Consider the following 25404-nt stretch of genomic DNA (forward strand, 5'->3'; position numbering starts at 1 on the left):
CATAACGAAATGAGCAGATGCCATTGTTTTTAGCAGTTTGCCCCAAAGACACAAGGAAGAACCAAAGATGGAACTTAAAGCAACTCTCAAGGATTACACCAAGCCGGAATTCCAGGCGCTGTTCAACAAGATTTTGGCCGTTGATTTACCCAAGCAGGATCATGACCGGCTGATCAATCATTTCGACCGGATCGTTGGCCATCCCAAAGGCGCGGACTTGTTGTTTTATCCTGACGAAAAAGTCAATTTGAATCGCATTGGATCGGTTGTGCTTTTCGTCAAGGACTGGCATCGCAAGCGGGGTGTGGCAGCCTTTAAGGAAGAGCATGTTTTCGTATCGACTCCACTGGTGCAGCTAACCCATGTCGCCCGGAACCTGGCAGAGGTACATAGGATCGCTGCAGGCGTGGCCGTATCGGAACGGGCTGTCGAAACGGCGTTCGGCTTTTTCGAGCAAGGTATCCAGCACTTGCGGAGTCAGCAGAGTGTCCATCTGGGTATCCCTGAGCAGGAAACAAACAGCCGGACTCTGGAACTTGCCCAGCATGAAACTGTTATAGCAATCAGCAAATTCGAATTCTGGAAAATGCGTATGGAATTCGTCAAAAGCGATGCTCACCACAACCTGACCTATGCCCGGTCCGAGCAAGCACAGTGGCAGAGCATCGTGCACCAGATCAACTCAACGCACGACCGGTACATTGCGCGATTGGCCAGCATTACCCAGCACCATCGCGTTCTGCATGATGAGGCCGAAGTGTTGTTGATAGCCGCGCAGGAACAGTTGATTCGCTCACGTAATCTGACAGGGACCGGTCCGGTTCAGGCTGCCTGTGCGATCACAACATCATTGGCTTTTGCCGATAAACGCCCCGATGTTTTGCTGGAGGGTGGGCCATCGGCATTGTTGGGGTCACAACAGATAGATTTGCAAAAAGCCATTCGCTCAGCCGTTGCGGAATTTACCTGGCAGAACACGTCAGGCGAACCTGCCGATGAGATCCAACGCGCTGCGGTGTTGCACTTTGAGTTTTCCAGCCGCGTAGATAGGCAGGTTTACGGTCTCAGCGTTCCCCTGGCTGAGCTTCTACCCATCGAAGGTCAGGATTGGCAAAGTCTGGCGGCGAGCAGGGCTGAGGTCGACGTTCCTTACAGGATGAACACCGCTGTGGTCCCGGCCAAACCCAGAACGATGTTCCAGGGGTTACGCGAAATCAAAACGCTGTCACAGGTTCACATCACACCGTCCAAAGGCAGTCATCCGGCATCCTGGGTTCGGGTCAGAGCAGCACAACATAATGAGCGACTGAATACTTTCAGTTTTACGGCTGATGACGCCGCACCGATCACTGTTGACTGGTCTGCCCCGGCCACTCTGGACGCTAGCCCTCCCGTGGCCCCGGCCCCATCGCGTCGTTTGGGTTTCGTTCGATCGTCACCGGTGCCGGTACTTGAAACTTCGGTGGGAGATGTCCGGTTCGACGACTACATCGTTGTCTTCCCCATCGAGGCAGGACTGGACCCGGTGTACGTCATGTTCAGAGATCGGCGCGAATATCCTGATACGACAATTGCTGAAGCAAGGCCTTAGACCTGACGTCGGACACAACCGGCTGTCACCAGATAAACAAAGGAATGTCGCTCTCTATGCCTGTACTGGAACTCACCACGCTGATTCCCAATCGAACACCCGAACTTGTCCTCGACTTCTGTCTGGAGGGCCTCAACTTCCCGAAGATCTTCCCCGAGCGAGTCTCGCTGCTGAGCGATATCGATTTGAGTAACCTGCGCATCGAAGCCGGCCGACAGTTCTGCTTTCGGCACTGGATGTTCAATTGCATTCCGGCGAACTGGACGGTGGTGATACGCGAGGTCGGCGAACATCATTTCATCGACGAAATGCTCAAAGGGCCGATGGCGGCCTTCCGTCATGAACACCGGGTTGCGGCCAGCGAGGGCGGTACGCTGTACACCGACCGGGTGACTTATGCGGCGATTGGCGGTGCACCTTTGGAATGGCTGATGGTTAATGCCTATATGCGTCGAATCTTCCAGGCTCGGCATCGCAATATGCTGCGCTTGCTCGGTTAAAGGCGCCTGTATGCAGTCCTGTGGGAGCGAGCACGCTCGCTCCCACAGTGCCTCAGCGTTTCTTCGCCTGCGCACGCACACGCTCTTCCTGCTCCCGCAATTGCGGTGTGAACTCGGCCCCGAAATCTTCGGCCTCGAACACCTGGCGAATCTCGATCTCGGCGTCGGTGCCCGGCATCGGGTTGGGGCAGCGCTTGACCCACTCGATCGCTTCCTGTTTAGACTTCACCTGCCATATCCAGTAGCCGGCGATCAGCTCCTTGGTTTCGGCGAACGGGCCGTCGATCACCGTGCGCTGGTCACCCGAGAAACGCACACGGGCGCCTTTGCTGCTGGGTTGCAGGCCATCGCAGTCGATGAGGATGCCGGCTTTGACCAGCTCCTCGTTGTAGTTGCCCATCGCGGTCATCAGTTCCTCGCTGGGCATCACACCGGCCTCGGAATCCTGGCTGGCTTTCACAATGATCATGAATCGCATGGTCTTATCTCCGCTGGATGTGAGTGATTCACAGGCTAGTCGAATGGCCGTCGCCTGAATCGACAATGCTGACTGCCTTTCGTCATGAACACCGGGTTGCGGCCGGCGAGGGCGGTACGCTGTACACCGACCCCTGTGGGAGCGAGCAAGCTCGCTCCCACAGATTTTGTGTTGATTGTCAGAGTTGTATCCAATTTAGGGGGCGACACATCACAATTTGTATCTGGGCATAGGTCGTCGGGCCATTTCGTGGTTAACTTCGGCCTCTTCAAAATTCTCTACAACAACGTTCAGAAGGACTCCGTTCATGGCTCAAGTCACTCTTAAAGGCTCCCCGGTTCAAGTCAACGGCCAACTGCCACAAGCCGGTTCCAAGGCGCCAGCCTTTTCCCTGGTTGCCGGCAATCTGTCCGACGTGACCCTGGCGAGCTTCGCCGGCAAGCGCAAAGTGCTGAACATCTTCCCAAGCGTCGATACCCCGACCTGCGCGACTTCGGTTCGCAAGTTCAACGCCCAGGCCAGTGATGTCGCCAACACTGTCGTGCTGTGCATCTCCGCTGACCTGCCGTTCGCTCAAGCGCGCTTCTGCGGCGCCGAAGGCCTGGAAAACGTACAAAACCTGTCGACCCTGCGCGGTGCCGAGTTCATCGAGAACTACGGCGTTGCCATCGCTGACGGCCCGCTCAAAGGCCTGACGGCCCGTGCCGTCGTGGTTCTGGACGAAAACGACAACGTTCTGCACAGCGAACTGGTCAAGGAAATCGCTGAAGAACCGAACTACGAAGCAGCACTCGCCGTTCTGAAGTAAAAGTAGTTTTACAATTGTTAACGGCCTGGCCCTGTCCAGGCCGTTTTCATTTGTGCTTCAGTGTCTTAGATACATCTCCTGTAACGTAAGCCGAAGGTAAATTGCCGGTAAAGCCGCTTTGCTTAATGCCCGCCAGTGCTTATCGTTCAGCCTCCTGTAGAAGAAGCCCACGCGCCCAATGGTTGATCATTCCATGCAATCCTCCGTTTCCCGTAGTCCCCGTCGCTGGCTGTTTGGCCTGCTTGTCCTGTTGGTCATCGCTGGCCTGTGCTGGAAATTCTGGCCCGCCGGCACTGCCCAAAAAGAGGGCGCAGGGCAAAAAGCCGTTGCCGGGCACACCGGCAGGTCGGGGGGGATGCGTCCCGGTTTCGGCGGGGCGACCGGGCCGGTTCCGGTGCGTGTCGCGCCAGCGGTCAAGGGCGACTTCCCGCTGTACTACAAGGCGCTGGGCACCGTGACGGCGCTGAACACCATCAATGTGCGCAGCCGCGTCGGCGGTGAGCTGATGAAGATCTCCTTCGAGGAAGGGCAGATGGTCAAGGCTGGCGATCTGCTGGCTGAAATCGACCCGCGTCCTTACCAGAACGCCTTGCTTCAGGCCGAAGGCACGTTGCTGCAGAACCAGGCACAACTGAAAAACGCCCAGGTCGATGTGGAACGCTATCGCGGCCTGTATCGCGAAGACAGTATCGCCAAGCAGACCCTGGACACCGCCGAAGCGCTGGTGGGCCAGTATCAGGGCACGGTCAAAACCAATCAGGCGGCGGTCAACGACGCCAAGCTCAATCTGGAATTCACCAAGATCCGCGCCCCGATTGCCGGGCGTGTGGGCTTGCGTCAGCTGGATGTCGGCAACCTGGTGGCAGCCAACGACACCACCGCGCTGGTGATCATCACCCAGACCCAGCCGATCAGCGTGGCCTTCACCTTGCCGGAAAACAGCCTGGACACCGTGCTGGCCCGTTATCGCACCGGCGCCAAACTGCCCGCCGAAGCCTGGGACCGTGGCGACACCAAGTTGCAGGCCACCGGCGTCTTGCAGAGCCTGGACAACCAGATCGACGTCACCACCGGCACCCTGAAATTCAAGGCTCGGTATGAGAACCGCGATCAGGCGCTGTTCCCGAATCAGTTCGTCAACGTCCACCTGCTGGCCGACACCCTCAAAGACGTGGTGCTCGCACCGTCGGCAGCGATTCAGTTCGGCACCAACGGCACGTTTGTCTACGCCCTGGACGGCGACAAGAAAGTGGCGATTCGTCAGTTGAAAGTCGGCGCCAGTGACGGTGAAAACACCGTGATTACCGAAGGCCTCGCCCCTGGGGATCGCGTGGTCCTTGAAGGCACCGACCGCTTGAAGGAAGGCAGCGAAGTGGAAGTGGTCAACGACACCAAGGATGTGCCGACCACCCCGACCGGGCACCTGCAAGGCAAATCGGCCGCCACGGCACCTGACGCGACGACCACCGACAAGGTGAAAAAGGGCGGCGCATGAACATCTCGCGGCTGTTCATCCTTCGCCCGGTCGCCACGACCCTGAGCATGCTGGCCATTATCCTCGCCGGCGTGATTGCCTATCGGCTGTTACCGGTGTCGGCATTGCCTCAGGTCGATTACCCGACCATCCGCGTCATGACGCTGTATCCCGGCGCCAGTCCGGATGTCATGACCAGCGCCGTGACCGCGCCCCTTGAGCGTCAATTCGGGCAGATGCCCGGCCTGACCCAGATGGCGTCGACCAGTTCCGGCGGCGCTTCAGTGCTGACCCTGCGTTTCAGTCTCGACATCAACATGGACGTCGCCGAGCAGCAGGTGCAGGCGGCGATCAACGCCGCGACCAATTTGTTGCCCAAGGACCTGCCGGCGCCGCCGGTGTACAACAAGGTCAACCCGGCGGACACCCCGGTGCTGACCCTGGCCATCACCTCCAAGACCATGCTGCTGCCCAAACTCAATGATTTGGTCGACACGCGCATGGCGCAGAAAATTGCCCAGATCAGCGGCGTCGGCATGGTCAGCATTGCCGGTGGCCAGCGCCAGGCCGTGCGGATCAAGGTCAACCCTGAAGCCTTGGCCGCCAATGGCTTGAACCTGTCGGACGTACGCACCTTGATCGGCGCGTCCAACGTCAACCAGCCCAAGGGCAACTTCGACGGCCCGACCCGGGTGTCGATGCTCGATGCAAACGATCAACTGACCTCGCCCAAGGACTACGCCAACCTGATTCTGGCCTACGCCAACGGCGCGCCGTTGCGGTTGAAGGATGTGGCAGAGATCGTCGATGGCGCGGAAAACGAACGCCTGGCGGCGTGGGCCAACGAAAATCAGGCCGTGCTGCTGAATATCCAGCGTCAGCCTGGCGCCAACGTCATCGAAGTGGTTGACCGGATCAAAGCCCTGCTGCCGAGCATCACCGACAACCTGCCGGCCGGTCTCGAAGTCACCGTGCTGACCGACCGCACCCAGACCATCCGCGCCTCGGTCACAGACGTGCAGCACGAATTGTTGATCGCCATTGCGCTGGTCGTGATGGTGACCTTCCTGTTCCTGCGTCGGGCCAGCGCCACGATCATTCCGTCGGTCGCGGTCCCACTGTCGCTGATCGGTACCTTCGGCGTGATGTACCTCGCGGGTTTCTCGGTCAACAACCTGACCCTGATGGCACTGACCATCGCCACCGGTTTCGTGGTGGACGATGCGATCGTCATGCTGGAGAACATTTCCCGATTTATCGAAGAGGGCGATAGCCCGCTGCAGGCGGCGCTCAAGGGCGCCAAGCAGATTGGCTTCACCCTGATTTCCCTGACCCTGTCGCTGATTGCGGTGCTGATTCCGCTGCTGTTCATGGCCGACGTGGTAGGGCGCTTGTTCCGCGAATTTGCCATCACCCTGGCGGTGGCGATCCTGATTTCCCTGGTGGTGTCCCTGACACTGACGCCGATGATGTGCGCGCGGTTGCTCAAGCGTGAGCCGAAGGAAGAAGAACAGGGCCGTTTCTATCGGGCCAGCGGCGCCACAATTGATTGGATGATCGCGGCTTACGGGCGCAAGTTAAAGTGGGTTCTCAAGCATCAGCCGCTGACCCTGATGGTGGCCATCGGCACGCTGGCGTTGACGGTGTTCCTCTACATGGTGGTGCCCAAGGGCTTTTTCCCGGTGCAGGACACCGGGGTGATCCAGGGTATTTCCGAGGCGCCGCAGTCGATTTCCTTTGCAGCCATGAGTGAACGTCAACAGGAACTGGCCAAAGTGATCCTGGCAGATCCGGCGGTGGAGAGCCTGTCGTCCTACATCGGCGTCGACGGTGACAATTCGACGCTCAACAGCGGTCGTCTGCTGATCAACCTCAAATCCCACAGCAATCGCGACCTCAGCGCCACCGAGGTGATTGCACGCCTGCAACCGGAACTCGACAAGCTCATTGGCATTCGCCTGTTCATGCAACCGGTGCAGGACCTGACCATCGAAGACCGCGTCAGCCGGACTCAATACCAGTTCAGCATGTCGTCGCCGGATTCCGAGCTGCTGAGTCTGTGGAGCGGTCGTCTGGTGGAAGCCCTGGCCCAACGGCCAGAGCTGACCGACGTCGCCAGCGATTTACAGGACAAAGGCCTGCAGGTGTATCTGGTGATTGACCGCGATGCGGCGTCCCGGGTTGGTGTGTCAGTGTCGAACATCACCGATGCGCTGTACGACGCCTTCGGTCAGCGGCAGATTTCCACCATCTACACCCAGGCCAGCCAATACCGCGTGGTGCTGCAATCGCAGGCCGGCGAGAAGATCGGCCCGGATGCGCTGAATCAGATTCACGTGAAAACCACTGACGGCGGGCAAGTGCGCCTGTCCAGTCTGGCGCACATCGAGGAGCGTCAGGCGCAACTGGCAATCACCCACATCGGTCAGTTCCCGGCAGTGATGATGTCCTTCAACCTCGCACCCGGCGTGGCGCTGGGGCATGCGGTGGAGATCATCGACCAGGTGCAGAAGGACATCGGCATGCCGATTGGCGTGCAGACCCAGTTCCAGGGCGCGGCCGAGGCATTCCAGGCCTCGCTGTCGAGTACCTTGCTGCTGATTCTGGCGGCGGTGGTGACCATGTACATCGTGCTCGGTGTGCTGTACGAGAGCTACATCCATCCGATCACCATTCTCTCGACCTTGCCCTCGGCGGCGGTCGGCGCCTTGCTGGCGCTGCTGTTGAGCGGGAATGATCTGGGCATGATCGCGATCATCGGCATCATTTTGTTGATCGGTATCGTGAAAAAGAACGCGATCATGATGATCGACTTCGCCCTCGACGCTGAGCGCAATCAGGGCATGGACCCGGAAACGGCGATCTATCAGGCGGCGCTGCTGCGTTTCCGGCCGATTCTGATGACCACACTGGCCGCGTTGTTCGGCGCGGTGCCGCTGATGCTGGCGACCGGTTCCGGCGCGGAACTGCGTCAACCGTTGGGTCTGGTGATGGTGGGTGGCTTGTTGGTGAGTCAGGTGCTGACGCTGTTTACCACGCCGGTCATCTACCTGTACTTCGACCGCCTCGGTCGGCGCTGGGGTCGCAAGTCTGAAGCCGTGGAAGCGGCAGAACAGCCATGAACCTGTCCGGACCTTTCATCAAGCGCCCGGTCGCGACGATGTTGCTGAGCCTGGCGATCATGCTGCTGGGCGGCGTGAGCTTCGGCCTGTTGCCGGTGGCGCCGCTGCCGCAGATGGACTTTCCGGTGATCGTGGTCCAGGCGAGTCTGGCCGGTGCCAGCCCTGAGGTCATGGCCTCGACGGTGGCCACGCCACTGGAACGCTCCTTCGGCGCCATTGCCGGGGTCAACACCATGAGCAGCCGCTCCAGCCAGGGCTCGACCCGGGTGATTTTGCAGTTCGACCTCGACCGCGACATCAACGGCGCGGCGCGAGAAGTCCAAGCGGCAATCAACGCCTCGCGCAACCTGCTGCCGAGCGGGATGCGCAGCATGCCGACCTACAAGAAGGTCAACCCGTCCCAGGCGCCGGTCATGGTGCTGTCGTTGACCTCCGACGTGCTGGAAAAAGGCCAGCTCTACGATTTGGCCTCGACGATTCTGTCCCAGAGCGTGTCTCAGGTGCAGGGTGTCGGCGAAGTGCAGATCGGCGGCAGTTCCCTGCCGGCGGTGCGCATCGAACTCGAACCGCAGGCGCTCAACCAATACGGCGTGGCGCTGGACGATGTGCGCAACACCATCGCCAACGCCAACGTGCGCAGGCCAAAAGGGTCGGTCGAAGATAGCCAGCGGCTGTGGCAGGTTCAGGCCAACGATCAACTGGAAAAAGCCAAGGATTACGAGTCGCTGATCATTCACTACGCGGACGGCGCGGCCCTGCGCCTGAAGGATGTGGCCAAGGTCAGCGACGGCGTCGAAGACCGCTACAACAGCGGCTTCTTCAACAACGACGCGGCGGTACTGCTGGTGATCAACCGCCAGGCCGGCGCCAACATCATCGAAACGGTCAACGAAATCAAGGCTCAACTGCCGGCGTTGCAGGCGGTGTTGCCGGCCAGCGTGAAGCTGAACGTGGCGATGGACCGGTCGCCGGTGATCAAGGCGACCTTGCACGAAGCGGAAATGACCCTGCTGATTGCCGTGGCACTGGTGATTCTGGTGGTATTCCTGTTCCTCGGTAACTTCCGCGCCTCGTTGATTCCGACCCTTGCGGTGCCCGTGTCGCTGGTCGGCACCTTTGCGGTGATGTACCTCTACGGATTCTCCCTGAACAACCTGTCGCTGATGGCGCTGATTCTGGCCACCGGGCTGGTAGTGGACGACGCCATTGTGGTGCTGGAGAACATTACCCGGCACATCGACAAAGGCGTGCCACCCATGAAGGCGGCGTACCTCGGGGCGCAGGAAGTCGGCTTCACCTTGCTGTCGATGAACGTCTCGCTGGTGGCGGTGTTCCTGTCGATCCTGTTCATGGGCGGGATTGTCGAAAGCCTGTTTCGCGAGTTTTCCATCACGTTGGCGGCGTCCATTGTGGTGTCGCTGGTGGTCTCGCTGACGCTGACACCGATGCTCTGCGCCCGCTGGCTCAAGCCGCATACGCCGGGAGAGGAAAACCGTTTGCAGCGCTGGAGTCAGCGCGCCAACGAGTGGATGGTCGGCAAATACGCGACAAGCCTTGACTGGGTGCTGCGTCACCGCCGGTTGACCTTGCTTAGCTTGATAGTGACAGTCGGCGTTAACATTGCGCTGTATGTCGTTGTTCCTAAAACATTTATGCCTCAGCAGGATACCGGTCAGCTGATCGGTTTCGTGCGCGGCGACGACGGGCTGTCATTCAGTGTGATGCAGCCGAAAATGGAAACTTTCCGCCGCGCCGTGCTCAAGGATGACGCGGTGCAAAGCGTCGCCGGCTTCATCGGCGGCACCAACGGCACCAATAACGCCTTCATGCTGGTGCGGCTGAAACCGATCAAGGAACGCAACATTTCTGCGCAAAAGGTCATTGAACGCCTGCGCAAGGAAATGCCCAAGGTCGCCGGTGCACAGTTGATGCTGATGGCCGATCAGGACCTGCAGTTTGGTGGCGGTCGTGAACAGACCACGTCGCAGTATTCCTACATCCTGCAAAGCGCTGATCTTGGCGAGTTGCGCGAGTGGTACCCGAAAGTAGTGACTGCGCTCAAGGCCTTGCCGGAGCTGACCGCGATTGATGCCCGTGAAGGGCGCGGCGCCCAACAGGTGACGCTGATTGTCGATCGTGATCAGGCCAAACGCCTGGGCGTCGACATGGACATGGTCACCGCGGTGCTGAACAACGCCTACAGCCAGCGGCAGATTTCGACGATTTACGACAGCCTTAACCAGTATCAGGTGGTCATGGAGGTCAATCCGAAATATGCCCAGGACCCGATCACCCTAAAACAGGTTCAGGTGATCACTGCCGACGGCGCGCGGATTCCGCTCTCGACCATCGCGCATTACGAAAACAGCCTGGAAGACGACCGCGTCAGCCACGAAGGCCAGTTCGCCTCCGAGAGCATTTCCTTCGACATGGCCGAAGGCGTGACGGTGGAACAGGGCACGGCGGCCATCGAGCGGGCTATCGCCAAACTGGGTATGCCGGAAGACGTGATCGTGAAAATGGCCGGCACTGCCGACGCCTTTGCCGCGACCCAGAAGAGCCAGCCGTGGATGATTCTCGGCGCGCTGGTGGCGGTGTATCTGGTGCTCGGTGTGTTGTATGAAAGCTACATCCATCCGCTGACCATTCTCTCGACCTTGCCGTCGGCCGGGGTCGGCGCGTTGCTGTCGATCTATGCGCTGGGCGGTGAGTTCAGCCTGATCTCGTTGCTGGGGCTGTTCCTGCTGATCGGCGTGGTGAAGAAAAACGCCATTCTGATGATCGACCTGGCCTTGCAGCTGGAGCGGCATCAGGGCATGGCGCCGCTGGAATCGATTCGCAGCGCTTGTCTGCAACGTCTGCGGCCGATTCTGATGACCACCCTGGCGGCGATCCTCGGCGCGTTGCCGTTGCTGCTGAGCCGCGCCGAAGGTGCGGAAATGCGTCAGCCGCTGGGCCTGACCATCATTGGCGGGCTGATCTTCAGCCAGGTGCTGACCCTTTACACCACCCCGGTGGTTTACCTCTATCTCGACAAACTGCGCCATCGCTTCAACCGCTGGCGTGGGGTGCGTACCGATGCTGCTCTGGAAACTCCGCTATGACTGACCGTTCGCTTATCACTCTGGCTGCACCGCTGGTTACGGCCCGAGGCTCGCGTTTGTTGAGCCTGGCGCTGTGCGTGGCGATGCTCAGCGCCTGCGCCATCGGCCCGGATTACCAGCGCCCGCAAGCAGCTGCGCCGGCGCAATACAAGGAAGCGGCCGGCTGGCGTCAGGCCAATCCCAGCGATTCCCTGGCCCGTGGCGCCTGGTGGGAGTTGTATGGCGATCAGCAGCTCAATGGCCTGATCGAAAAACTCAACAGTGCCAACCAGACGGTCGCGCAGTCCGAAGCCCAGTACCGTCAGGCCCAGGCCTTGGTGCGCAGTGCCCGTGGCGCGTTTTTCCCCACTGTGGACCTGACCGTCGGGAAAAACCGCTCCAGCCAGGGCACCGGCAGCAGCAGTTCGAGCCTGACCAGTTCTTCCAGCGGGATTCGTGACACTTACACCGCACAGGCCGGGGTCAGTTGGGAAGCTGACGTTTGGGGCAAACTGCGCCGAGGACTGGAAGCCGACACCGCCAACGCCGAGGCGAGTTATGCCGATCTGGCGGCGATGCGCTTGAGCCAGCAGTCGGAACTGGTGCAGAACTATCTGCAATTGCGGGTGATCGACGAGCAAAAACGCCTGCTGGAGGCGACGGTCGAGGCTTATCAGCGCTCGCTGACAATGACCGAAAACCAGTACCGCGCCGGTGTCTCAGGCAAGGATGCGGTGGCGCAGGCTCAGACTCAGCTCAAAAGCACCGAGGCTGACATGGTTGATCTGATCTGGCAGCGCGCTCAATTCGAGAATGCCATTGCCGTACTGATCGGGCTACCGCCGGCCGAGTTCAGTCTGGCTGAAACCAAAGACATTCCTGCGTTGCCCGAGATACCGCTGAGCCTGCCTTCGCAATTGCTCGAGCGTCGCCCGGACATCGCCTCCGCTGAACGCTCGGTGATGGCCGCCAATGCCAACATCGGCGTGGCCAAGGCGGCCTTTTACCCGGACTTCACCCTGAGTCTGAACGGTGGCTATAGCAGCAGCACCTATGCCAACTGGATCAGCGTGCCGAACCGCTTCTGGTCGGTCGGACCGCAATTGGCCATGACCTTGTTCGACGGCGGTCAGCGTTCCGCGGAAGTTGACCGCAGCGAAGCGGCCTACGACGAAACAGTGGCCAAGTACCGCCAGACCGTGCTCGATGGCTTCCGTGAAGTGGAAAACTACCTGGTGCAGCTCAAGGTCCTGGAAGACGAAGCGGGCGTGCGCCAGGAAGCACTGGACGCGGCGCGAGAGTCCTTGCGCCTGACCCAGAACCAGTACAAGGCCGGTGTGATCGCTTATCTGGGCGTGGTGGTCGTTCAGGCCACAGCGTTGAACAATGAACGCAGCGTGCTGAGCCTGTTGCAGAGCCGGTTGATTGCCAGTGTGCAGTTGATCGCGGCATTGGGTGGTGGCTGGGATGGAGCATTGCAAGTGAGCGAAAAAGAGTAGGCGCCAGCTCAACCGATCGTTCCCACGCTCCGCGTGGGAATGCCTCAAGGGACGCTCCGCGTTCCAACTCTCGAAAGGGACGCGGAGCGTCCCGGGCTGCATTCCCACGCAGAGCGTGGGAACGATCATCGGTGGGCGGCAGTTAATGTGAAACCTTAAAACAAGCGTTTCATCGACTTGATGGCCATTTGCTTATTTTGTCAGTGCGTTCTTTTGCGCAATCAGTACAATCGCCCGATTTGCCCCCCGAGCACGGAGGGCTGTCGCGAGAAGTCTCATGCTTATCGGTAGCTATTCCCCCACGCTGGTTATCATCTCGCTTTTTGTGGCGATTCTCGCCTCCTATACCGCGCTCGACCTGACCGAACGCATCGCCACGGCCAAGGGCCGGGCCGTGCATTTATGGACGGCGGGCGGCGCCTTTGCCATGGGGGTTGGCGTGTGGTCGATGCATTTCATCGGCATGCTCGCGTTCAAATTGCCCATCGACCTCGGTTACGACGTCGGCATCACGTTGCTGTCACTGCTGACTGGCATCCTGTCCTGCGGCTTTGCCCTGTGGCTGGTCAGCCAGCCAAAATTGCCAGCCTGGCAATTGGCATTCGGCGCGCTGGTCATGGGCAGCGGGATTAGCGCGATGCACTACACCGGCATGGCCGCCATGCGCATGCAGCCGGGTATCGATTACGATCCGACGCTGTTCGGCGCCTCGCTGCTGATCGCCGTAGTCGCCTCGGGCGCCGCGTTATGGATCGCTTTCCGCCTGCGCCAGCACACACCTTACGTCGGCCTGATCCGTGGCGGTGCGGCGGTGATCATGGGTTTCGCGATCGTCGGCATGCACTACACCGGCATGGCGGCGGCGCGTTTCCCGGATGGCAGCTTCTGTGGCGCGGCCGTCAGCGGCCTGAACGGCAAGGGCCTGGACAATCTGGTGCTGATCACCACCCTGGCAGTGTTGAGCCTTGCCTTGTTGACCTCGATCCTCGATGCGCGCCTTGAGGCCCGCACCGCAGGCCTTGCCCACTCATTGACCGAGGCCAACCGCGAACTGACCCAACTGGCCCTGCATGACACCCTGACCGGCCTGCCGAATCGCGTGTTGCTGGCTGACCGCATCGATCAGGCAATGTCTATGGTGCGCGAGCAAGGCGGTTGTTTCGCGTTGATGTTCATCGATCTGGACGGTTTCAAACCAGTCAACGATGCCTTCGGTCACCATATGGGCGATCTGTTGTTGCGTGAGGTCGGCTTGCGACTGCGCGAGGATTTGCGCAGCCAGGACACCCTGGCACGGATCGGCGGCGATGAGTTCGTTTTACTGGTGCAGCTCGGCGAGCAGAATGACGCATTGAACCTGGCGGCCCGTCAGGTCGGGCTGATCGGGCGTTCGTTCCGGGTCGGCGAACATGACTTGCAGATTTCCGCCAGCGTCGGCATCGCTATATACCCGGGCAACGGTGAAACCGCCGAGGAATTGCTGATGAACGCTGACGCGGCGATGTATCACGCCAAGGGCGCCGGGAAAAACGGCTACAGCTTCTTCGATGCCTCGATGAACAACAACGCGCGCAAACAGCTGCAGTTATTGCAGGACTTGCGTATCGCCATTGATCAGCAGCAATTCAGTCTCTATTACCAACCCAAGTTCGATGCCAACAATGGCCGACCGGTCGGTGCGGAGGCGTTGTTGCGCTGGGAGCATCCGACCCAGGGCATGCTGTTGCCGGACAAGTTCATCGAGCTGGCGGAAAAGACCGGGCTGATCATTCCGATTGGCGAGTGGGTGCTCAACGAAGCCTGCCGTCAGATGCGCGAGTGGTACGTGCTCGGGTACACCGACTGGCGTATCGCGGTGAACCTTTCTGCCTTGCAGTTCTGCCACGCGGGTCTGGTCCAGAGCGTCGCCAAAGCCTTGGCCACTCACCACTTGCCGGCCAACAGCCTGACCCTCGAGATCACTGAAACCACTGCCATGAGCGATGCCGATGCGAGCATGACGGTGCTTCAGGAGCTGTCGACAATGGGTGTCGACCTGTCGATCGACGACTTTGGCACCGGCTACTCGAGTTTGATGTACCTCAAGCGCCTGCCGGCCAACGAACTGAAGATCGACCGGGGTTTTGTCCGCGACCTGGAGCGTGACAGTGATGACGCCGCCATCGTCTCCGCCATCGTTGCCCTCGGCCAGGCGCTGGGGTTGCGGATCGTCGCCGAAGGGGTGGAGACCGACTCGCAGCAAGACTTTCTGACGCAACTCGGTTGTGATTCGCTGCAGGGCTATCTGCTCGGGCACCCGCTGCCGGCCGAACGCTTCATGGTGGATATTCTGCGTGCAGAGCAATTGGCGGTGAGTTGAGAACAATGTGATTGATGTGAGCCCATGCAAAAGCCAGCAATGACGGTTATTCTTGGCCCCGACTGCTAACGCTTGGAATGGGGGAAATTTCGCATGGACAAAGTCATCGTCATCACCGGCGGTAGCCGCGGTATCGGCGCCGCCACAGCCCTGTTGGCCGCCGAACAAGGCTATCGGATCTGCATCAACTACCTGGCCGATGAATCCGCTGCGCAAACTGTGCTGGAACAAGTCCGCGCCCTCGGCGCCACTGCCATCGCAGTGCGCGCTGATGTCAGCATCGAAGACGAAGTGATCGCGATGTTCCACCGCGTGGACACTGAGTTGGGCCGGGTCACGGCACTGGTGAACAATGCCGGCACCGTCGGGCATAAGTCGCGGATCGATGAAATGTCGGAATTCCGTATTCTCAAAATCCTCAGAACCAACGTCCTAGCGCCGATCCTCTGCGCCAAACACGCGATCCTGCGCATGTCGCCCAAGCATGGCGGGCAGGGTGGCAGCATCGTTAACGTGTCTTCGGTGGCCTCACGCCTGGGCGCGCCCGGCGAGTACGTCGACTACGCCGCCTCCAAAGGTGCGCTGGATACGTTCACCATCGGCCTGTCCAAGGAAGTGGCCGGCGAAGGCATCCGCGTCAACGCGGTGCGCCCTGGTTACATCTACACCGATTTCCACGCATTGAGCGGCGACCCGGATCGGGTCAGCAAGTTGGAGTCGGCGATTCCGATGGCTCGGGGCGGGCGTCCGGAAGAAGTGGCTGAGGCGATTGTGTGGTTGTTGTCGGACAAGGCTTCCTATGCGACCGGGACATTCGTTGATCTGGGCGGCGGGCGTTAACCGTATAGATTCTTTGTTGTCTGATCCGGCCTCTTCGCGAGCAAGCCCGCTCCCACAGTTGAACGCATTCCAATGTGGGAGCGGGCTTGCTCGCAACGACCGCACAATCCGGCCCAGCGTCTCCATCGCCTTCTCGGCAGTCTCATCCCAGGGGCTGCCGTAATTCAGCCGAATGCAATTCCTGAAGCGCTGGGTCGGTGAAAAGATCGGCCCGGGCGCAATGCTGATCCCTTGCGCCAACGCCATCTGAAACAACTTCAGCGAATCCATCTGCGGTGGCAATTCCAGCCACAGGAAGTAACCGCCGGCCGGTTGGCTGACGCGAGTTTGCGCCGGGAAGTAGCGCGCGATCGCGGCGAGCATGGCGCTTTGCTGTTCCTCCAGGGCGTAGCGCAGTTTTCGCAAGTGCCGGTCATAGCCGCCGTGTTGCAAGTAATCGGCAATGGCCGCCTGGGCCGGCATCGACGCGCACAGCGACGTCATGAGTTTCAGCCGTTCGATCTTCTGCGCATAGCGCCCGGCGGCGACCCAACCGATGCGGTAGCCGGGGGCCAGGCTTTTGGCGAACGAACCGCAGTGCATCACCAGCCCTTCGGTATCAAAGGACTTGGCCGGTTTCGGCGCCTGTTGGCCGTAATACAGCTCGGCGTAGACGTCGTCCTCGATCAGCGGCACTTGATGGCTGCGCAATAGCTCAACCAGTTCCTGTTTCTTCGCCTCGGGCATCGTCGCGCCCATCGGGTTCTGGAAACTGGTCATGCACCAGACAGCCTTGATCGGGTGCCGTGCCAGGGTTTGCGCGAGTACGCCAAGGTCGATGCCATCGCGCGGATGCACAGGGATTTCCACGGCTTTGAGCTTCAGCCGCTCCAGGATTTGCAGGCACGCGTAGAACGCCGGGGCTTCGATGGCCACCAGATCGCCGGGCTCGGTGACCGCTTGCAGGCACAGGTTCAGCGCTTCCAGCGCGCCGTTGGTGATCAGCAGTTCTTCCATGGGCAGCATCAGCCCGCCGACCATGTAGCGCAGGGCGATTTGTCGACGCAGTTGCGGGTTGCCCGGCGACATGTCGGTGACGACCATGCGCGGGTCCATCTCGCGGGCGGCGCTGGCCAGCGAGCGAGACAGGCGCTGCAGCGGGAACAGGGTCGGGCTGGGGAATGCCGAGCCGAAGGGCACGGTGTTCGGGTCCTTGATCGAGTCGAGTACCGAGAACACCAGTTCGCTGACGTCGACTTCGGTGGACTCGTTGACCTGACTGCTGATCACCGGCTCCGAGAACGGGCTCGGCGCGTGTGCGTTGACGAAGTAGCCGGAACGCGGGCGAGCGCGGATCAGGCCGCGGCGTTCGAGCAGGTAGTAGGCCTGGAACACGGTGGACGGGCTGACCCCGTAGGTCTGACTGGCGTAGCGTACTGACGGCACGCGCTGGCCGGGGCCGAGGACACCGGAGCGGATCAGTTCAGCGATGTCGTCGGCGAATTTTTCGTAGCGTTTCATCGAGTGCCCGGTTTGGTGTCGTTCTGGAAAATCGGCGGTGACTTCTTCGCGAGCAGGCTCGCTCCCACAGGTATTGCAGGGTTCTTGTGGGAGCGAGCCTGCTCGCGAATGGCAGCACCGCAGTCTAAGGGATCAACGATTCATCGGCGCAACAAACCGGCTCTTCGCCACGCTGTAAATCTGCGGCTCATCACTGTCGACAATCTTGAAGCTGATCGTCTGCGAACTGCTGCTCGGCCGTTCCGTGGTCATCGCCACCGACACCGGCACATCCACAATCTCGCCCGGTGCCAGGCTCAGTTCGGTCTTGCCTTGCAGCAGGAAGCCGTCGCCATCGACCAGGGTCAGACGGTAATCCTGACGTTGCTGGGTCTTGTTGATGACTTTCAGGCTGTAGATGTTTTCGATCTGCCCCTGACTGTTCTCGCGGAACAGGCCACGGTCCTTACTCACGTCCAGCGAGACCATCGGCCGCTCCACCAGCGCCAGGGCAAGCGCACCGATCATCACCAGCAGGACCACGGTGTAGCCGATCAATCGCGGCCGCAACAAATGAGTCTTGCCGCCCTGCAACTGATGCTCCGAGGTGTAGCTGATCAGCCCGCGGGCGTAGCCCATTTTGTCCATGATTGAATCACAGGCGTCGATACACGCGGCGCAGCCGATGCATTCCATCTGCAAGCCGTCGCGGATGTCGATGCCGGTCGGGCAGACCTGCACGCACACCTGGCAGTCGATGCAATCACCGAGGCCGACTTCAGCCGGTGCCACGTCACGTTTGCGCGGGCCACGGTTTTCGCCACGGGCCACGTCGTAGGAGATGGTCAGGGTGTCTTTGTCGAACATCACGCTCTGGAACCGCGCATACGGACACATGTGCATGCACACCGCTTCACGCAGCCAACCGGCGTTGATGTAAGTCGCGCCGGTAAAGAACAGCACCCAGAACAGACTGACGCCGCCCATCTGCAAAGTCAGCAGTTCTTCGGCCAGCGGCCGGATCGGGGTGAAATAGCCGACAAAGGTCAGGCCGGTCAACAGGCTGATGGCCAGCCACAAGGTGTGCTTGGCCGAGCGGCGGATCAGTTTGTTCAGGCCCCAGGGCGCGGCTTGCAGCTTGATCCGCTGGTTGCGTTCGCCTTCGGTGAGTTTCTCGCACCACATGAAGATCCAGGTCCAGGAGCTCTGTGGACAGGTGTAACCGCACCAGACCCGCCCGGCGAACACGGTAATCGCAAACAGGCCGAACGCGGCAATGATCAGCAGCGCCGACAGCAGGATGAAATCCTGCGGCCAGAAGGTTGCGCCGAAGATGTGGAATTTGCTTTCGGAAAGGTCCCAGAGCACCGCCTGGCGGCCGCCCCAGTTCAACCACACCGTGCCGAAGAACAGCAAAAACAGAAACCCCGCGCCGCTCATGCGCAGGGTGCGGAATAACCCGGTGAAGCTGCGGGTGTGGATCAGGTTGTCGCTGGACTTGGCCTTCATCTTTGGACGCGAAGGCTCATAGCTCTGCACTGAAGGGTTCTGTATTAAAGGGGCGGTTTCTACGGTTCGGACGGGGATTCTATCGCTCATGGTCTTTCGCTCATCAGCCTCCATCAGGCCTGAGCACTATGAGCGGCGATCTGTTTGCATAACAGACTCACCTATTGCAATAAAAAGCGGATCAGATGGGCGTTGATCCGCTGCCTGCGACAAGTTGATGCACCCGCTGCAGTGGGACGCAGACACCTATATCAAGCGTCTGCGGGTGTTCTTGATCCGGGTCAGTCAAATCACCGAATCACTGTCGGTGGCCTTCAAATGCTTACGCCCGTCGACTGCGCCTGCTACGGTCAATGCGTCGGCTTCTGCTTCGGTAATGTAGAAGCGCTGGCCATTGAGCTCCACCGCCGACATGGCTTTTTCCGAGTCGGTAATGATGGTGACGTCGGGACACAAACGAATTTCTTCGCCGTTCTCGGTAATGAAGAAGCAGGTCTGGCTTTCGATGCGCACAGTCATGGAGGTGTCCTTTTTTCTGCGGGTTCTAAAGTGTTAGGGCGCAGCCGAGGATCATCGTTCTGTGCAACCGATTAATGGTCGACGCTCCTACGCTGATCGTTCCCACGCTCTGCGTGGGAATGCCTCAATGGACGCTCCGCGTCCGCTTCGGCAGGGACGTGGAGCGTCCCGGGCTGCATTCCCACGCGGAGCGTGGGAACGATCAATGCTCCGGTGTAACGATCACCGGTGGCATGGTGCTCGGCGGGTCTTCCCGCGGAGGCGGTGTGGTACCGGGCGGGTCTTGCTCAGGCACAGGTTCAGGCTCGGTTGGCGGAATAGTCGGGCTGTCGATGTTTGGATCAGGCGTTTCGGCAGGGATCGGAATGCTCATAAATTCAGCCTCCAGTGGCACATGGCGTAAGTCGTGCTTAAGTGTGTTGACCACCGTGTAAAGGAATTGATTCCGCCGAAGGCCCAGGCAAATCCTCGTGAACTTTACCGTTGCCTGTGGCTCGGAACCTAAGTGAGTCCATTCCGGGGCGGACGGTCCTGCGGGATGGCTATCCTGTTACAAGCCACAGACACATGAGCGTCCATGGGGCGTAAAGGAGAGATGCTCGATGACTGCTGAAAAACCCACAGAGCTGAACTACAACCCTCATATGCCGCTGTCGCAGGCTTTACTGCTACCGCGCATCGCCATCGAAAACACCATGCCGACCCTTGATGGCGGGCAGTTCGCCGTCAAAGCCGTGGTGGGTCAGGACGTGGTGGTGACCAGCAAAGTGTTTGCCGACGGTCACGACAAGTTGGCCGTGCGCATACGCTGGCACGCCGAGGGTGAGGAGACCTGGCAAAGCGAAGACATGGCCGACCTGGGCAATAACGGTTGGCAGGGCCAGTTCCGGGTCGCGCGCCAGGGCCGTTATGTGTTTTGCATCGAAGCCTGGATCGATCAGTTCGCCAGCTTCTGTTATGACCTGGAGAAAAAACACGCCGCCAGAGTGCCGATCAGCCTGGAGCTGCAGGAAGGGCGGACTCAAGTCCAGCAAGCCGCCGAACGCACGGAAGGACAGCTGAGCGAGCAACTGGCGGCGCTGCACCATGAATTGTCAGGCCTGCTCGAAATCGAGCAGGTCGAGCTGTTTCTGCACCAGCGTAGCGCCGAGTTGATGGCGCTGGCCGATCATCGTGCCTATTTGAGCATCAGCCCTGAGTACCCGCTCGACGTCGAACGGGAGCTGGCGCAGTTCGCCAGTTGGTATGAATTGTTTCCGCGTTCGATCACTGACGATCCGGCCCGTCATGGCACCTTCAACGATGTGCATTCGCGGCTGCCGATGATCCAGGACATGGGCTTCGATGTGCTGTACTTCCCGCCGATCCACCCGATCGGCCGCAGCTATCGCAAGGGCCCGAACAACTCCTTGACCGCCGGGCCGGACGATCCGGGCAGTCCGTATGCCATCGGCAGCGAAGAGGGCGGGCATGAAGCCATTCATTCGGAGCTGGGCAGCCGCGAAGACTTCCGACGTCTTGTCGCGGCGGCCGCGGACCATGGACTGGAGATTGCCCTCGATTTCGCGATTCAGTGTTCCCAGGATCACCCGTGGCTGCAGCAGCATCCGGGCTGGTTCAACTGGCGTCCCGACGGCACGATCAAATACGCCGAGAACCCGCCGAAGAAATACCAGGACATCGTCAACGTCGATTTCTATGCCACCGATGCGATTCCGAGTCTGTGGGTCGAGTTGCGCGACATCGTGGTGGGTTGGGTCGAGGAGGGCGTGAAGCTGTTTCGCGTCGACAACCCTCACACCAAACCGCTGCCGTTCTGGCAGTGGCTGATCGCCGATGTGCGGGCGCTGTACCCCGAGGTGATCTTCCTGGCCGAAGCCTTCACCACCCCGGCAATGATGGCGCGGTTGGGCAAGGTCGGTTACTCCCAGAGCTACACCTATTTCACCTGGCGCAACAACAAGTCCGAGCTGGCCACCTACTTCACCGAACTCAATGAATCACCGTGGCGCGAATGTTTCCGGCCGAACTTCTTCGTTAACACGCCCGACATCAACCCGGCGTTTTTGCATGAGTCGGGGCGCGCTGGTTTTCTGATCCGCGCGGCGCTGGCAACCATGGGCTCTGGTCTGTGGGGCATGTATTCAGGCTTCGAACTGTGCGAAGCGGCTCCGGTGCCGGGCAAGGAGGAATACCTCAATTCCGAGAAGTACGAAATCCGCCCACGGGACTTCAACGCGTCGGGCAACATCATTGCCGAGATCGCCCAGCTCAACCGCATCCGCCGGCAGAACCCGGCGCTGCAGACGCATCTGGGCTTGAAGGTCTACAACGCCTGGAACGACAACATTCTGTATTTCGGCAAACGCAGCGCGGACGGCAGCAATTTCGTTCTGGTGGCGGTGAGCCTTGATCCGCATAACGTCCAGGAAGCGAATTTCGAATTGCCGCTGTGGGAAATGGGCCTCTCCGACGACGCCAGCACCCAGGGTGAAGACTTGATGAGCGGTCATCGCTGGACCTGGCACGGCAAGTACCAGTTCATGCGAATCGACCCGGCGCATCAACCGTTCGGGATCTGGCGGATTTCTACGTCTTGAACGCCGACGAAGGCGACACCTCTTCGACGACGGACGAATAACCCCGTAGGAGCTGCCGAAGGCTGCGATCTTTTGATCTTTAGCTTTTGGCGCCTTGGAAATAGCTGAAGAGCAAGATCAAAAGATCGCAGCCTTCGGCAGCTCCTACAGTGGGGCCGTATTGCGTCGTATCGGCTTTACCGAATTCAACAGGAGTTTCAAATGGCGAAGAAACCCAAGGCAGCCACCTTTATCAAGGACCCGCTCTGGTACAAGGATGCGGTGATCTACCAGGTTCACGTTAAGTCTTTTTTCGACTCCAACAATGACGGGATCGGCGACTTTCCCGGTCTTATCGCCAAACTCGATTACATTGCCGATCTGGGCGTCAACACCATCTGGTTGTTGCCGTTCTATCCCTCGCCACGGCGTGATGACGGCTACGACATTGCCGAATACCGTGGCGTGCATTCTGATTACGGCACCATGGCCGACGCCAAGCGGTTCATCTCGGAAGCCCACAAACGTGGCCTGCGGGTGATTACCGAACTGGTCATCAACCACACCTCTGACCAGCACGCCTGGTTTCAGCGTGCGCGAAAAGCCAAGAAAGGTTCGGCGGCGCGGGACTTTTACGTCTGGTCCGATGACGATCAAAAGTACGATGGCACTCGGATCATCTTTCTCGACACCGAAAAATCCAACTGGACCTGGGACCCGGTGGCCGGCCAGTACTTCTGGCACCGTTTCTATTCTCACCAGCCAGACCTGAATTTCGATAACCCGCAAGTGATGAAAGCCGTGCTGTCGGTGATGCGCTACTGGCTGGACATGGGCATCGACGGTCTGCGTCTGGACGCGATTCCGTACCTGATCGAACGCGACGGCACCAACAACGAAAACCTGCCCGAGACCCACGACGTCCTCAAGCAGATCCGTGCCGAAATCGACGCCAATTACCCGGACCGCATGCTGCTGGCCGAAGCTAACCAATGGCCGGAAGACACGCAACTGTACTTCGGTGACACCGACGCCAAAGGCCTGAACGGCGACGAATGCCACATGGCGTTCCACTTCCCGCTGATGCCGCGCATGTACATGGCGCTGGCCCAGGAAGACCGCTTCCCGATCACCGACATTCTGCGTCAGACCCCGGAGATCCCGGCCAACTGTCAGTGGGCGATTTTCCTGCGCAACCACGATGAGTTGACCCTGGAAATGGTCACCGACAAGGAGCGCGATTACCTGTGGAATTACTACGCGGCCGACCGCCGGGCGCGGATCAACCTTGGCATTCGCCGCCGCTTGGCGCCGCTGATGGAGCGCGACCGTCGTCGTGTGGAGTTGCTGAACAGTTTGCTGCTGTCGATGCCCGGCACGCCGACCCTGTATTACGGCGATGAAATCGGCATGGGTGACAACATCTACCTCGGCGACCGCGACGGTGTGCGCACGCCCATGCAGTGGTCGATTGACCGTAACGGCGGTTTCTCCCGCGCCGACCCGGCGAGCTTGGTGCTGCCGCCGATCATGGACCCGCAGTACGGTTACCTGTCGGTCAACGTTGAAACCCAGGCCGGCGACCCGCATTCGTTGCTGAACTGGACCCGGCGCATGCTCGCTGTGCGCAAGCAGTCCAAGGCCTTCGGGCGCGGTACGCTGAAAATGCTCTCGCCGACTAACCGGCGGATTCTGGCCTACACCCGGGAATTCACCGGGCCGGACGGCAAGCACGAAATCATCTTGTGCGTGGCCAACGTGTCCCGTAGCGCGCAAGCGGCGGAACTGGACCTGTCGGCCTACGTCGGCATGGTGCCGGTGGAGATGCTCGGCGGTAACGCCTTCCCGCCTATTGGTCAGTTGAATTTCCTGCTGACCCTGGCGCCCTACGGCTTCTATTGGTTCGTATTGGCGGCGGAAAACCAGATGCCGAGCTGGCACGTGGAGCCGGCGCAAAGCCTGCCGGACTTCACCACGCTGGTGCTGAAAAAACAAATGGAAGAACTGCTCGAAGCGCCGTCACGCGACACGCTGGAGCAGGGCATCTTGCCGAACTGGCTGCAGAATCGCCGCTGGTTTGCCGGCAAGGACGCGGCCATCGATCAGGTCAACATCGCTTACGGCGTGCGCTTCGGCGATCCACAACATCCGGTGCTGTTGAGTGAAATCGATGTCACCAGTGGCGGCCAGACCAGTCGCTATCAGCTGCCGTTCGGCTTTATCTCCGAAGATCAGGTCGGTGCCGCGTTGCCTCAGCAACTGGCCTTGTCTCGGGTCCGGCGCGTGCGTCAGGTCGGCTTGATCACCGACGCCTTCAGCCTCGACACCTTTGTGCATGCGGTATTGCAGGGCATGCAAAGTAATACCGTATTGCCATCCAGTGCGGGCGATATCTGCTTTGAGCCGACGTGGGAACTAGCGAAACTCGGTCTGACCGGGGAATCGGAAGTGCGTTACCTGTCCGCCGAACAGTCCAACAGTTCGGTGGTGATCGGCAACAGCCTGGTGCTGAAACTGATCCGCAAGGTCGCGTCTGGCGTGCACCCGGAACTGGAAATGAGCGCGTACCTGACTCACGCCGGTTTCCGCAATATCTCGCCGCTGCTGGGTTCGGTGGTTCGCCGCGACCCGGCGGGCGAGGAAAGTCTGCTGATGATTGCCCAAGGCTACTTGAGCAATCAGGGCGACGCCTGGGAATGGACCCAGAACAACCTCGAACGGGCGTTGCGCGACGAGCTGGCCGACGCCATGTCCGAGCAGGAGCAACACTACAACGCCTTGGGCGAACTGAGAGACTTCGCCGGCATGCTCGGTCAGCGTCTGGGCGAAATGCATCAAGTGCTGGCTGCGCCCAGCGACAACCCGGACTTCGCCCCGAAGGTCACCACCCAGAAAGATGCCCTGGCCTGCGCCAAGGACGTGGCGGCGCAACTGGAGTACGCGCTGAAGTTGCTCAAGCAGCATCAAAGCGAATTGAACCCGGCAGACAAAGCCTTGGTCACTCGTTTACTGGACAACAAAAAAGCCATCCTCAGCCATGTTCAGGAACTGGGCAAAAAAGCCGTGGGTGGTCTGCGCATTCGCGTCCATGGCGACTTGCACCTGGGCCAGGTACTGGTGATCAAGGGCGACGCCTACCTGATCGACTTCGAAGGCGAGCCGGCGCGACCGCTGCACGAACGACGGGGCAAACACAGCCCATACAAAGACGTCAGTGGCGTATTGCGTTCTTTTGACTACGCTGCGGCGATGGCGATTAATGTGCACAACGTCGATAACACGGCTGATGCCCGAGCCGCTCGTCAACGTGTCGCTGATCGCTATTTAAATGAAGCAAGACAAGCATTTGTCGACGCTTATCGGCTGGCGGCAGCTAGTCTTGCTCATGCATGGCAAGATCCGGAAGGCGAGGACGCCGCATTGGCGTTGTTCGGCCTGGAGAAGGCAGCGTATGAAGTAGCCTATGAGGCAGAAAATCGCCCCACATGGTTGCCCGTGCCGTTGCACGGTTTGTATGGGTTATTGAGTGGGCTTAAACCCTTTTCCGATCTTGGTGGAGAGTAG

15 protein-coding genes and 1 pseudogene are annotated in these 25404 nt (G+C 59.9%); 11 read left to right on the forward strand and 5 right to left on the reverse strand.

Going from position 1 to position 25404, the window contains the following annotated elements:
• Nucleotides 1-67 precede the first annotated feature (67 nt).
• Entirely contained in the window at nucleotides 68-1591 is a 1524-nt protein-coding gene (locus tag ASC74_RS27985; protein WP_056745886.1) for a bacteriocin immunity protein, read from the forward strand.
• Nucleotides 1592-1647: 56 nt separating this feature from the next.
• Nucleotides 1648-2091, forward strand: a complete 444-nt coding sequence (locus ASC74_RS27990) for an SRPBCC family protein (protein WP_056745888.1) — start codon at nucleotides 1648-1650, stop codon at nucleotides 2089-2091.
• A gap of 52 nt (nucleotides 2092-2143) precedes the next feature.
• Here the strand turns inward: ASC74_RS27990 and ASC74_RS27995 are convergent, their stop codons facing one another.
• A complete protein-coding gene (locus ASC74_RS27995; protein WP_056745890.1) occupies nucleotides 2144-2569 on the reverse strand; it encodes a YciI family protein in 426 nt (141 codons plus the stop codon).
• Between the two features lie 307 nt (nucleotides 2570-2876).
• On the opposite strand from ASC74_RS27995, the gene tpx reads away from it, so the two are divergent.
• The 7 genes from tpx (at nucleotide 2877) to ASC74_RS31470 (ending at nucleotide 15754) form a co-directional block, all read left to right on the forward strand.
• The gene (gene tpx / locus ASC74_RS28000) at nucleotides 2877-3377 is read left to right on the forward strand and encodes a thiol peroxidase (RefSeq protein ID WP_008150862.1); all 501 of its coding nucleotides are present in this window, start codon (nucleotides 2877-2879) and stop codon (nucleotides 3375-3377) included.
• Nucleotides 3378-3555: 178 nt separating this feature from the next.
• A complete protein-coding gene (locus tag ASC74_RS28005; protein WP_056745892.1) occupies nucleotides 3556-4872 on the forward strand; it encodes an MdtA/MuxA family multidrug efflux RND transporter periplasmic adaptor subunit in 1317 nt (438 codons plus the stop codon).
• Nucleotides 4869-7973, forward strand: coding sequence for an MdtB/MuxB family multidrug efflux RND transporter permease subunit (locus ASC74_RS28010; RefSeq protein WP_056745894.1), 3105 nt, complete (start codon nucleotides 4869-4871; stop codon nucleotides 7971-7973). The genes ASC74_RS28005 and ASC74_RS28010 overlap by 4 nt, the downstream gene beginning before the upstream one ends.
• Nucleotides 7970-11077 carry an efflux RND transporter permease subunit gene (locus ASC74_RS28015; RefSeq protein ID WP_056745895.1) on the forward strand — a complete coding sequence of 1036 codons (3108 nt, stop codon included), beginning with the start codon at nucleotides 7970-7972 and terminating at the stop codon, nucleotides 11075-11077. Before ASC74_RS28010 ends, ASC74_RS28015 begins: the two co-directional genes overlap by 4 nt.
• On the forward strand, nucleotides 11074-12555 hold the full coding sequence (locus ASC74_RS28020; RefSeq protein ID WP_056745897.1) for an efflux transporter outer membrane subunit: 1482 nt from the start codon (nucleotides 11074-11076) through the stop codon (nucleotides 12553-12555). Before ASC74_RS28015 ends, ASC74_RS28020 begins: the two co-directional genes overlap by 4 nt.
• A gap of 277 nt (nucleotides 12556-12832) precedes the next feature.
• Nucleotides 12833-14914: a putative bifunctional diguanylate cyclase/phosphodiesterase gene (locus tag ASC74_RS28025; RefSeq protein WP_056745899.1), complete on the forward strand. Its 2082-nt coding sequence runs from the start codon at nucleotides 12833-12835 to the stop codon at nucleotides 14912-14914.
• A 93-nt stretch (nucleotides 14915-15007) separates the two neighbouring features.
• The gene (locus tag ASC74_RS31470) at nucleotides 15008-15754 is read left to right on the forward strand and encodes an SDR family oxidoreductase (RefSeq protein ID WP_082555907.1); all 747 of its coding nucleotides are present in this window, start codon (nucleotides 15008-15010) and stop codon (nucleotides 15752-15754) included.
• 93 nt (nucleotides 15755-15847) lie between these two features.
• Here ASC74_RS31470 and ASC74_RS28030 read toward each other — a convergent pair.
• From ASC74_RS28030 to ASC74_RS31900, 4 genes and pseudogenes are all read right to left on the reverse strand, one after another.
• A pseudogene (locus ASC74_RS28030) lies at nucleotides 15848-17254 on the reverse strand (aminotransferase-like domain-containing protein); the annotation flags it as partial.
• A gap of 132 nt (nucleotides 17255-17386) precedes the next feature.
• Nucleotides 17387-18832: a cytochrome c oxidase accessory protein CcoG gene (gene ccoG, locus ASC74_RS28035; protein WP_056745901.1), complete on the reverse strand. Its 1446-nt coding sequence runs from the start codon at nucleotides 18830-18832 to the stop codon at nucleotides 17387-17389.
• Nucleotides 18833-19027: 195 nt separating this feature from the next.
• Nucleotides 19028-19261 carry a DUF3203 family protein gene (locus ASC74_RS28040; RefSeq protein WP_056745903.1) on the reverse strand — a complete coding sequence of 78 codons (234 nt, stop codon included), beginning with the start codon at nucleotides 19259-19261 and terminating at the stop codon, nucleotides 19028-19030.
• A 202-nt stretch (nucleotides 19262-19463) separates the two neighbouring features.
• Nucleotides 19464-19634, reverse strand: coding sequence for a hypothetical protein (locus tag ASC74_RS31900; RefSeq protein ID WP_177338888.1), 171 nt, complete (start codon nucleotides 19632-19634; stop codon nucleotides 19464-19466).
• Nucleotides 19635-19863: 229 nt separating this feature from the next.
• Here ASC74_RS31900 and ASC74_RS28045 point away from each other — a divergent pair, with 229 nt between their 5' ends.
• The gene (locus tag ASC74_RS28045) at nucleotides 19864-21861 is read left to right on the forward strand and encodes an alpha-1,4-glucan--maltose-1-phosphate maltosyltransferase (protein WP_056745905.1); all 1998 of its coding nucleotides are present in this window, start codon (nucleotides 19864-19866) and stop codon (nucleotides 21859-21861) included.
• Between the two features lie 201 nt (nucleotides 21862-22062).
• The gene (treS, locus tag ASC74_RS28050; RefSeq protein WP_056745907.1) at nucleotides 22063-25404 is read left to right on the forward strand and encodes a maltose alpha-D-glucosyltransferase; all 3342 of its coding nucleotides are present in this window, start codon (nucleotides 22063-22065) and stop codon (nucleotides 25402-25404) included.

Source organism: Pseudomonas sp. Root329 (assembly GCF_001424925.1).
Lineage (GTDB): Bacteria > Pseudomonadota > Gammaproteobacteria > Pseudomonadales > Pseudomonadaceae > Aquipseudomonas > Aquipseudomonas arabinosi.

Excerpts from the sequence above, each read along its gene's own strand:
- ASC74_RS27985 (WP_056745886.1), top strand. The coding sequence starts at position 68 with ATGGAACTTAAAGCAACTCTCAAGGATTACACCAAGCCGGAATTCCAG.
- ASC74_RS27990 (WP_056745888.1), top strand. The coding sequence starts at position 1,648 with ATGCCTGTACTGGAACTCACCACGCTGATTCCCAATCGAACACCCGAA.
- ASC74_RS27995 (WP_056745890.1), bottom strand. The coding sequence starts at position 2,569 with ATGCGATTCATGATCATTGTGAAAGCCAGCCAGGATTCCGAGGCCGGT.
- tpx (WP_008150862.1), top strand. The coding sequence starts at position 2,877 with ATGGCTCAAGTCACTCTTAAAGGCTCCCCGGTTCAAGTCAACGGCCAA.
- ASC74_RS28005 (WP_056745892.1), top strand. The coding sequence starts at position 3,556 with ATGGTTGATCATTCCATGCAATCCTCCGTTTCCCGTAGTCCCCGTCGC.
- ASC74_RS28010 (WP_056745894.1), top strand. The coding sequence starts at position 4,869 with ATGAACATCTCGCGGCTGTTCATCCTTCGCCCGGTCGCCACGACCCTG.
- ASC74_RS28015 (WP_056745895.1), top strand. The coding sequence starts at position 7,970 with ATGAACCTGTCCGGACCTTTCATCAAGCGCCCGGTCGCGACGATGTTG.
- ASC74_RS28020 (WP_056745897.1), top strand. The coding sequence starts at position 11,074 with ATGACTGACCGTTCGCTTATCACTCTGGCTGCACCGCTGGTTACGGCC.
- ASC74_RS28025 (WP_056745899.1), top strand. The coding sequence starts at position 12,833 with ATGCTTATCGGTAGCTATTCCCCCACGCTGGTTATCATCTCGCTTTTT.
- ASC74_RS31470 (WP_082555907.1), top strand. The coding sequence starts at position 15,008 with ATGGACAAAGTCATCGTCATCACCGGCGGTAGCCGCGGTATCGGCGCC.
- ccoG (WP_056745901.1), bottom strand. The coding sequence starts at position 18,832 with ATGAGCGATAGAATCCCCGTCCGAACCGTAGAAACCGCCCCTTTAATA.
- ASC74_RS28040 (WP_056745903.1), bottom strand. The coding sequence starts at position 19,261 with ATGACTGTGCGCATCGAAAGCCAGACCTGCTTCTTCATTACCGAGAAC.
- ASC74_RS31900 (WP_177338888.1), bottom strand. The coding sequence starts at position 19,634 with ATGAGCATTCCGATCCCTGCCGAAACGCCTGATCCAAACATCGACAGC.
- ASC74_RS28045 (WP_056745905.1), top strand. The coding sequence starts at position 19,864 with ATGACTGCTGAAAAACCCACAGAGCTGAACTACAACCCTCATATGCCG.
- treS (WP_056745907.1), top strand. The coding sequence starts at position 22,063 with ATGGCGAAGAAACCCAAGGCAGCCACCTTTATCAAGGACCCGCTCTGG.